The sequence below is a fragment of the Paraburkholderia monticola genome (assembly GCF_001580545.1).
GTDB classification, from domain to species: Bacteria; Pseudomonadota; Gammaproteobacteria; order Burkholderiales; family Burkholderiaceae; genus Paraburkholderia; species Paraburkholderia monticola.
In genome coordinates this window covers 1-8,527 of record NZ_LRBG01000015.1, presented here as the reverse complement: position 1 = coordinate 8,527, position 8,527 = coordinate 1, and the positions used below count along the sequence as shown (strand labels likewise).

Here is an 8,527-nt window from a genome sequence, read left to right as displayed (position 1 = left end):
GCTGCATTCCGCATCAAGCGCCCACACTTATCGGCTGTTAGTTTTTAAAGATCGATCCGCGCACTGCGCAGTACCTGACTACCCGGCACTGCTTCGTTTGCGTCGCTGCATCAGCAGCAGAGAGGCGAGATTATGGAGAGCGGTCTGCGTTCCGTCAATACCCTTTTCGCAAATTATTTTCGGAGCAGAGACTGTCCTCTCCACCACGTTGCCGCCCACTTCTCAAGAAGTCGACCCAGACCGAATCGGAAACCAGAAGAAATAGTTAGTCATCCGTTTTAAATGGCCGGGACCAAAAAACCGAAAAAGCAACCCAGAGAGAGCACCGCACTAACCGACCGACCGACCCAACCCACCGCCGCCCCCAAGCTAAAGTTTCACCCCTTCCCCGCCGTTAACCAGATTATCCCGCCACTTGAATTTGCTGCCGACCATGGATACCCCCGTCGACGCACACGTCGAGGAAACCCCGCCCGCCGCCGCATCGTCGGCGCTCGAGCTTGATGCGGTGCCGGTAGGCACGCCGCTTCCATGGCCGATCGTCGATGCCGATGGCACGCTGCTCTTTGCGAGCGCGACGACCCTCGCGACCACCGACGAACGCGCCTTCCTGTTCCAACACTTCCACCCGCACCGCGGCGACCTGCTCGAACCCGGCGCGCAACAGCCGCCGGCGCCCGCGGCTTCGCCCGATCACACCGATGAGCTGACGCTCAAGGACATGCACCTCGAAATCGGCGCGTTGATCGGCATGCGTTCGCAGCTCGGCAGCGGCGCGCCGATGCATCCGTGCCGCATCATCGGTTTCGCGCCGAATCACGCGCTGTTCGTCACGCCGCCGATGCAGCAAGGTCGAGCGCTACCGCTCGCGCCCGGCGAAAACGTCGAACTCGTCGCGATCGCGAGTCAGGCGGTGTTTCGTTTCGTCTGCACGGTCGAGACAGTCTGCCGCCTGCCGTTCGACTATGTGGTGCTGTCGAAGCCGGGCGGGATCCGCCGACTGCGCGAGCGCAAGTCGATCCGCGTCCATGCGCACCTGCCGGTGCGAATCGGCATCGGCGAAACCGGCGACCACTATGAGGGTCTTGGACTCGCCAAAGGCATCAGCGCACTCGGCATGTCGTTGAGCGCGTCGTGGACGCTCGGCGAGGTAGGCGAGCGGCTGCGCATCGCGTTCCGGCTGAAATCCGCCGAACACGATACGGCGATCGAGACCACGGCGGTGATCCGCAACCTTCAGAAAGGCAAGACACCCGGCGAGCCAACCATGCATGGGCTCGAACTGGATCAGCTCGATGCCGCTCAACAGATGGCGATGAAAGTCTTCGTGTTCGATCGCCAGGAAGATATCCAGCACTGGTCCAACGGCTTGAAATGAGCGGCACGGCTGAAAAGCACCGCGCGTGCGCACGCGGCCGCCCGACCTCGCCGTGCGCGCATCTTTCAGCCGATCAACTCCTCCGGGGTCAACCGGCGCGCGCCCCACGCATCGGCTAACAGCTCACAACGGCCGAGCCGTATCGCACCGCGCTCGAAATCGACGAATACAACTTCATCGGCATCGGCCGGACGCGCCGGTTCGTCGCGCGTGCGGCCGTCGGTCAGAATCCATAACCAGCGCTGCTGCGCCGGCCGCCGCCGCGCGCTGCGCTCGAGCAACCGGGCGGCGCTATGCACACCCGACGCGAGCGGCGAGCCGCCGCCTGCGCCCACCGGCGCGAGCCATCGCTCGTTCCACCAGCGCGGCACGGCGGGACCGAAGCGCAGGTCCGCGCCCGCACCGCCGAAGCAGATCAGCGCGGCCTGGGCGCGCATCGCGCTCGCCCGGTCGAACAGGTTGACCAGCAACCCCTTCGCGAGCGCGAGACGTTGGCCCGCCAGCATGGACCCGGAACAATCGAGCACGAAGCAATGCAGCACCCCGCCGCGCGGCATTTCGCGCGCGAAGCGCAAATGCTCCCGACGCAGCGTGCCCTCGCGCATCGCCGCGAGCGTCGGTAGCCACGCAATGCGCCTGCCCGGTTCGCCACCCGACGTGTCGCGCGAACCCGCCGCCACGCCTTCCCGCCATCGAAAACCGCTGCGCGAGTCAGCGGCGGCGCCTTTCCGATGGCTCAGCGTTTTTTTGCGTCGAGCGGAATGACGCCTTTGACAGGCACAGTCGCGGTCGGCTCGGGCGGCAGGTAACCCCAATCGGTGTCGGTGGAAGTGGTCGTCGTGGCAACCGGATCGTTCGACGCACTGTCTGCGGCACCCGGGGGCCTCGGCTCGCCTTCCTGCCGGCGCCGATCCGCATCTGGCGAATCATGCTGACGTCGCCGATGCAACAGCACCGCGTCGGCAACGCGCTCCACGTGCCGCACCGTCACGGCGTCCGCCTGTTCGAATGCGGCCAGCGCGCGGGCCGCGCGCAGCATCACGAGGTCGGCGCGCAGGCCGTCGACGGCCGCGTCGATACATAGCGCGCTCACCTGCGCGTGGACGGCGTCGTCGAACCCCAGCAGCGGCAGCGCCGCGCGCGCCGCGTGGATTCGCTGCACGTACGAAGCCTGCTGCTGCGCATACGCGGCACGAAAACCAGCGGGATCGTGATCGAACCCGAGCCGCGCCTTGACGATCGCCTGCCGCACCTGGGGCTCGAACGCGTTCTGCAGCTCGACCATCAGACCGAAGCGATCGATCAATTGCGGCCGCAACTCGCCCTCCTCGGGATTCATCGTGCCGATCAGCACGAAGCTCGCGTCATGACTATGCGACACGCCATCGCGTTCGACCGTATTCACGCCGCTCGCCGCCGCATCGAGCAACGCATCGACGAGCGCATCGGGCAGCAGATTGACTTCGTCGACATACAGCACGCCGCGATGCGCCTTCGCGAGCAAACCCGGGGAGAAGCGCACCGAGCCGTCGCGCAGCACGGTTTCGATATCGAGCGTGCCGATCAGACGATCCTCGCTCGCGCCAAGCGGCAGATTCACGAATTGCCCTTCCGGCAGCAACTCGGCAAGCGCGCGCGCGGCGGTCGTCTTCGCCGTCCCGCGTGGCCCGCTGATCAGTACGCCGCCGAGGCCGGGATCGATCACCGCCAGCAACAGCGCCTGCTGCAACGGGGTCTGACCGATCAGCGCGGCGAACGGAAAAACCGGCCGAACGCCCGCTCCCGTCGCCAACCCGGCGCCATTCAAGCCGTCCGTTTCTCGCGTCGCGCCATTCATGTTTGCCTTCCTTCGATCTGCTGTTCGCTCGTGAGCAGATGCGCTTCCACCTGCGCGCGATAGTCGCCCGGTTGCTGCCACAGGCCGCGCTGCATCGCTTCGAGCAAACGCTCGCAGATCGAGTGCAACGCATGCGGATTGTGCCGTTGCATGAACGCGCGGGTATCGGCGTCGTTCAGATACGCATCGGCGACGAGCGCGTATTGATGATCCGCGATCACACGCGCGGTGGCATCGTAACCATAGAGATAGTCGACGGTCGCGGCGATCTCGGCCGCGCCCTTGTAGCCGTGGCGCTTCACGCCATCGAGCCATTTCGGATTGACCACGCGCGAGCGGATCACGCGCGCGATCTCCTCCTGCAACGTCCGCACGCGCGGCGCGGCCGGATTGCTGTGGTCAGCGTGATAGACGCTCGGCTGCTGACCGGCCAGATGCCGCACCGCCGCGACCATGCCGCCCTGGAACTGGTAGTAGTCGTTCGAATCGAGCACGTCGTGCTCGCGGTTGTCCTGGTTCTGCAAGACGACGTCCAGCGCGGCGAGGCGCGCGCCAAACGCGTGCTGCGCTTCCTCGCCCGCGCTCTTCTGTGCGTATGCGTAACCGCCCCACGCCTGATACGCGTTCGCGAGATCGGCGTCGGTCTGCCATTGGCGCGAGTCGATCATCTCCTGCAGCCCCGCGCCATAGGCGCCGGGCCGCGCGCCGAACACCCGCCAGCCGGCGCGCTTGCGCGCTTCGAGCGGGTCCATGCCGCGCTCGATCAACACGTCGCGTTCGCGCTGCACGCGCGCGCGAATCGGGTTCAGTTCGGCCGGCTCGTCGAGTTCGGCAACCGCTTGCACGGCCGCATCGAACAGATGCATCACGTTCGCGAACGCATCGCGGAAGAAACCGGATACGCGCAACGTGACGTCGATACGCGGCCGATCGAACGCTTCGATCGGCATGATCTCGAAGTCCGTCACGCGATGGCTGCCCGGTGCCCACTTCGGCCGCACGCCGAGCAACGCGAGCGCCTGGGCGATATCGTCGCCACCGGTGCGCATCGTCGCGGTGCCCCACACCGACAGGCCGATCGCGCGCGGATAATCGCCGTGCTCCTGCAGATGCCGCTCGATCAGCTGCTGCGCGGATTTCAGGCCGAGCGCCCACGCGGCCTGCGTCGGCACCGCGCGCGTGTCGACCGAATAGAAGTTGCGGCCGGTGGGCAGCACGTCGGGTCGTCCGCGCGACGGCGAGCCGCTCGGGCCCGGTGGCACGAAGCGTCCTGCGAGGCCGCGCTTCAGTTGCCTCATTTCCTGCGGGCCGCAGGCGTCGAGGCGCGGCAGCACGTCGTCGCGCAGGCGTGCGATCACCTGTGCCGCTTGCGGCAGACTTCCGTCGGCGACCGGCACGGCTTGCGGACGATCCGCATCATCGCAATCGTCACCGCACACGGGGCGCAACAACTCGCCCGCGAGCAGTTCCAACCGCTCGCGCGTATCGCCGTAGTGCCGCCACGGCGCATCGCTGACCCGCTGCAATACGTCGGGACGCGGGCCGTCCCACGCGGCCGCCCAATCGACGCTCAACGGATCGAACAGATGATCGATGCGCAGATCGCGCGCCAGCGCGTCGATGAGCCCCGCCTTGCCGCCCTGTCCATCGCCGATCGGAAAGCGTCCGAGCGCGAGCAACGTATCGCGCCGCTGCACGCCGCGCGGCGACTGCCCGAACGTATGCAAGCCGTCGCGGATCTGCGCTTCCTTCAGCTCGCACAGCCACGCATCGACGCGCGTGAGCAGCGCGTCTTCATCGTCCTGACCGGTCGGCACCGCGAGGCTCAGCTCTTCGTGCAGCCGATGCTCGACGATCGTCGCCAGAATCGTGCGACGCAGCAGCTTCGCGCGGCGCGGATCGACCATCAATGCTTCGTAGTATTCGTCGACCTGGCGTTCGAGGTCCTGCAGCGGCCCATAGCTTTCGGCGCGGGTAAGCGGCGGCATCAGATGATCGACGATGACCGCCTGCGCGCGCCGCTTCGCCTGACTGCCCTCGCCCGGATCGTTGACGATGAACGGATACAGATGCGGCGTCGGCCCGAGAATCAGATCGGGCCAGCACGCATCGCTCAACGCGACGCTTTTTCCCGGCAGCCATTCCAGGTTGCCGTGCTTGCCGACATGCACGACCGCGTCGATGCCGAACTGATGGCGCAGCCAGAAATAGAACGCGAGATACGCATGCGGCGGCACGAGCTCGGCGTCGTGATAGCTCGCGTAATCGCCTTGCTCGCGCGAACGCGACGGCTGAATGCCGACGAACACCTGGCCGCAGCGCCAGCCGGCGATCATGAAGCGGCCCCGACGCAGCGTCGGGTCCTGTTCGGGCTTGCCCCAGCGCGCGTTCAACGCGTCGCGCACGCTCGTCGGCAATGCGTTGAAATGTGCGAGGTAGTCGTCGAGTGCGAGGCTTTGCAGGGCCGGACGCAGATCGCGCACGACCGGATCGTTCGTCACGCCTTCGGTGAGCTTGTGCAACAGCGCGTCGCCGTTGTCGGGCAATGCGCCGACACGATAGCCCTCATCGCGCAGCATCGACAGAATGCCGACCACCGACGCCGGCGTATCGAGCCCCACGCCATTGCCGATGCGTCCTTCGCTCATGGGATAGTTCGCGAGGATCAGCGCGACTTTCTTGTCGGCGTTATCGAGCGAACGCAGGCGGCACCAGCGACGGCTCAGCTCGGCAAGAAAACGCACCCGTTCGAGATCGGGCTGATAGCGGACCACGTCGACCTGGGTATGCGCACAGCGATACGCGAGCCCCTTGAAACTGATCGCGCGCGTGATGATGCGCCCGTCCACTTCGGGCAGCGCGATATGCATCGCAATGTCGCGCGAATTGAGGCCGTGGTTGTCCTTCAACCAGTCTTCGCGATTGCCGCCGCTCAGGATCACCTGGAACACCGGCGCGTCGCCGGCGAGCGCGAGCGGCTCGGGGTCGTCGATCGCGGACGCCGCGAACGCGGTCGTATTCAGCACGAGCGCGACGCCATGTTGCGCGCACAGCGACTGCACGACATCGCGGCTCATCGCATCCTTCAACGACGTGATCGCGAGCGGCAGCGCATTGAGCCCTTGCGTTTCGAGCGCGTCGATCAGCGCATCGAACACCGCGGTATTGGCGGCCTGCAGATGCGCCTTGTAGAACAGGATCGCGACGACCGGCGCGTCCTGCCGCCAGCGCGCCTGCCAGTCGGCGATGGTAGGCGTATCGCGCTCGGGGTGATACAGCGACGCGGCCGGCAACGCGCGCGGCGGCTCGGGTTCGCGTCCCCAGTCGAACGCGCGATAGGCGATGCAGCGCAGGAACGACTCGGCGTTCTGCGGTCCGCCTTCGCGCAGATAGCGCCAAAGTTGCTGGCACAACTCGGGGCTCGCGGTGCTGCGCGCGAGCAGGTTCGGGTCTTCCTGCAGATCGCCGGAAAACATCGCGAGCGTTTGCCGCCTGCGCTGCGCGAGCGCGACGACCTGCTCGATGCCGTATGGCCAATACGCTTCGCCGCCCAGATGATCGACCACGACGACGCGCGCATGCTGCAACACGTCGTCGATATAGAAATCGACCGAGGCCGGCTGACGCAGATAGGTGACGTTCGCGAGCCGCACGCTCGGAAAGCCGTCGCCGAGGCGCGGCACGACGCTCGCGAGCAGCGACAGCGTGGTGTCGGCGGAACTGAGCACGACGATATCGGCGGGCTGCTGATCGATGCGGATCACGCCCTGCGTATCGTCGACGAAGCCGCCGGGCGTCGTGCGCAGCAGATGCATGCTGGTGCGCCCGTTATGCCGTCGCGGCCGACGTCGCGCCCAGCGCCGCGTCGAACGCCTGTTGCAATGCGTGCTGATCGAGGTCCTCGCCGATCAGCACGAAGCGGCTCGACGCGCCTGCGGCGCCTTCGCCGTTCTCGCCGGCCTGCCAGCGCCGATCGAAGTAGCTATCGAAGCGCCGCCCCACGCCCTGGATCACGAGGCGCATCGCCGCGCCCGGCAACACGGCGAAGCCTTTGACACGGTAAATGGTGTGGTTTTCGACGAGCGTCTGCAATGCGGCGAGCGCCGCGTCGCGCGACGGCACCACGGCCTGCACGACCACCGAATCGAATTCGTCGTGGTGGTGATCCGGGTCGTCGGCGGAACCGTGGTGATCGTGACGCAGATGGATCGTCTCTTCCGACGCCGCTTCAAGACCCAGCAGCGTATGCAGATCGAGCTGGCCCTGATGCGCGCGCACGATCTTCACCTGCGGCGGAATTTCTTCGCGGATCGCCGCTTCCACTTCACGCTGCTGAGCGTCGTCGATCAGATCGGTCTTGTTGAGGATCACCAGATCGGCCGAGGACAACTGGTCTTCGAACAACTCGTGCAGCGGCGAGTCGTGATCGAGATTCGGATCGGCCTTGCGCTGCGCATCGACGGCGACCGGGTTGTCCGCGAACTGGCCGCTCGCGGCGGCCGGGCCGTCCACCACCGTCACCACCGCGTCGACCGTGAAGCCGTTGCGGATCTGCGGCCAGTTGAACGCCTGCACGAGCGGCTTCGGCAATGCGAGCCCCGAGGTCTCGATCAGCACGTGATCGAGTTCGTCGCGTCGTTCAGCGAGTTTTTCCATCACCGGGAAAAACTCTTCCTGGACGGTGCAGCACAGACAGCCGTTCGCGAGTTCATACAATTGCCCTTCGGTCTCGACGCCGTTTTCATCGCAGCCGATGCCGCAGCCTTTGAGGATTTCCCCATCGATGCCGAGTTCGCCGAACTCGTTGACGATCACCGCAATGCGTTTGCCGCCCGCATGCTGAAGAATGTGCCGCAGCAGCGTGGTTTTGCCGCTGCCGAGAAAGCCCGTGACGATCGTGACGGGAATCTTGCGCAATTGAGTTTGCATCGTGAGGTCCATCCGTAGGCGTTGCATCGGCGTGCCGGACGATTCGCGCGTCTGTCGGCCTGGGCTGGCGAATGGAACGATTCAAGCAAGCGCACCGCTGCCACCAGGCACAGAACACGGGGACGAACGACGGCATGGCCGCGACAACGGAAACACTGAAAGCGGAACTGAGGTCATGAACGTGCCGCCGCATCCCCGCGGCGTTCGTTCTGCTTCTTCGGGCCGGTATCCGGGCTGGCGAAAGCGCCGCTTCCCCTTCCCGGGCGAGTGGTTTCTCGTCCAGTGGTGATATGTCGACGCGGCCTTGCGCGAGGACATCGAAGCCGGCACCGCGGCGCCCGGCCATCAAGCCGGAACCGCATTTCGCTTACCGTTGCGGGGAC

At 66.0% G+C, this 8,527-nt stretch carries 5 protein-coding genes; 1 reads left to right on the top strand and 4 read right to left on the bottom strand.

Annotated elements, in window-relative coordinates:
- The first annotated feature begins 433 nt into the window (after nucleotides 1-433).
- Nucleotides 434-1,378: a flagellar brake protein gene (locus CI15_RS16550; RefSeq protein ID WP_062129420.1), complete on the top strand. Its 945-nt coding sequence runs from the start codon at nucleotides 434-436 to the stop codon at nucleotides 1,376-1,378.
- 65 nt (nucleotides 1,379-1,443) lie between these two features.
- Here the strand turns inward: CI15_RS16550 and CI15_RS16545 are convergent, their stop codons facing one another.
- The 4 genes from CI15_RS16545 to cobW are packed head-to-tail and all read right to left on the bottom strand — an operon-like array spanning nucleotide 1,444 to nucleotide 8,144.
- Nucleotides 1,444-2,058, bottom strand: coding sequence for a vWA domain-containing protein (locus CI15_RS16545; protein ID WP_174543235.1), 615 nt, complete (start codon nucleotides 2,056-2,058; stop codon nucleotides 1,444-1,446).
- A 56-nt stretch (nucleotides 2,059-2,114) separates the two neighbouring features.
- Nucleotides 2,115-3,215: a magnesium chelatase ATPase subunit I gene (locus CI15_RS16540; protein WP_062129419.1), complete on the bottom strand. Its 1,101-nt coding sequence runs from the start codon at nucleotides 3,213-3,215 to the stop codon at nucleotides 2,115-2,117.
- Nucleotides 3,212-7,030, bottom strand: a complete 3,819-nt coding sequence (gene cobN, locus CI15_RS16535; protein WP_062129418.1) for a cobaltochelatase subunit CobN — start codon at nucleotides 7,028-7,030, stop codon at nucleotides 3,212-3,214. Before cobN ends, CI15_RS16540 begins: the two co-directional genes overlap by 4 nt.
- A 13-nt stretch (nucleotides 7,031-7,043) precedes the next feature.
- On the bottom strand, nucleotides 7,044-8,144 hold the full coding sequence (gene cobW, locus CI15_RS16530) for a cobalamin biosynthesis protein CobW (RefSeq protein WP_277621038.1): 1,101 nt from the start codon (nucleotides 8,142-8,144) through the stop codon (nucleotides 7,044-7,046).
- Nucleotides 8,145-8,527 lie beyond the last annotated feature (383 nt).

What these genes read in the sequence shown, in the direction of transcription:
- CI15_RS16550 (WP_062129420.1), top strand. Translation starts at nt 434, where the DNA reads ATGGATACCCCCGTCGACGCACACGTCGAGGAAACCCCGCCCGCCGCC.
- CI15_RS16540 (WP_062129419.1), bottom strand. Translation starts at nt 3,215, where the DNA reads ATGAATGGCGCGACGCGAGAAACGGACGGCTTGAATGGCGCCGGGTTG.
- cobN (WP_062129418.1), bottom strand. Translation starts at nt 7,030, where the DNA reads ATGCATCTGCTGCGCACGACGCCCGGCGGCTTCGTCGACGATACGCAG.
- cobW (WP_277621038.1), bottom strand. Translation starts at nt 8,144, where the DNA reads ATGCAAACTCAATTGCGCAAGATTCCCGTCACGATCGTCACGGGCTTT.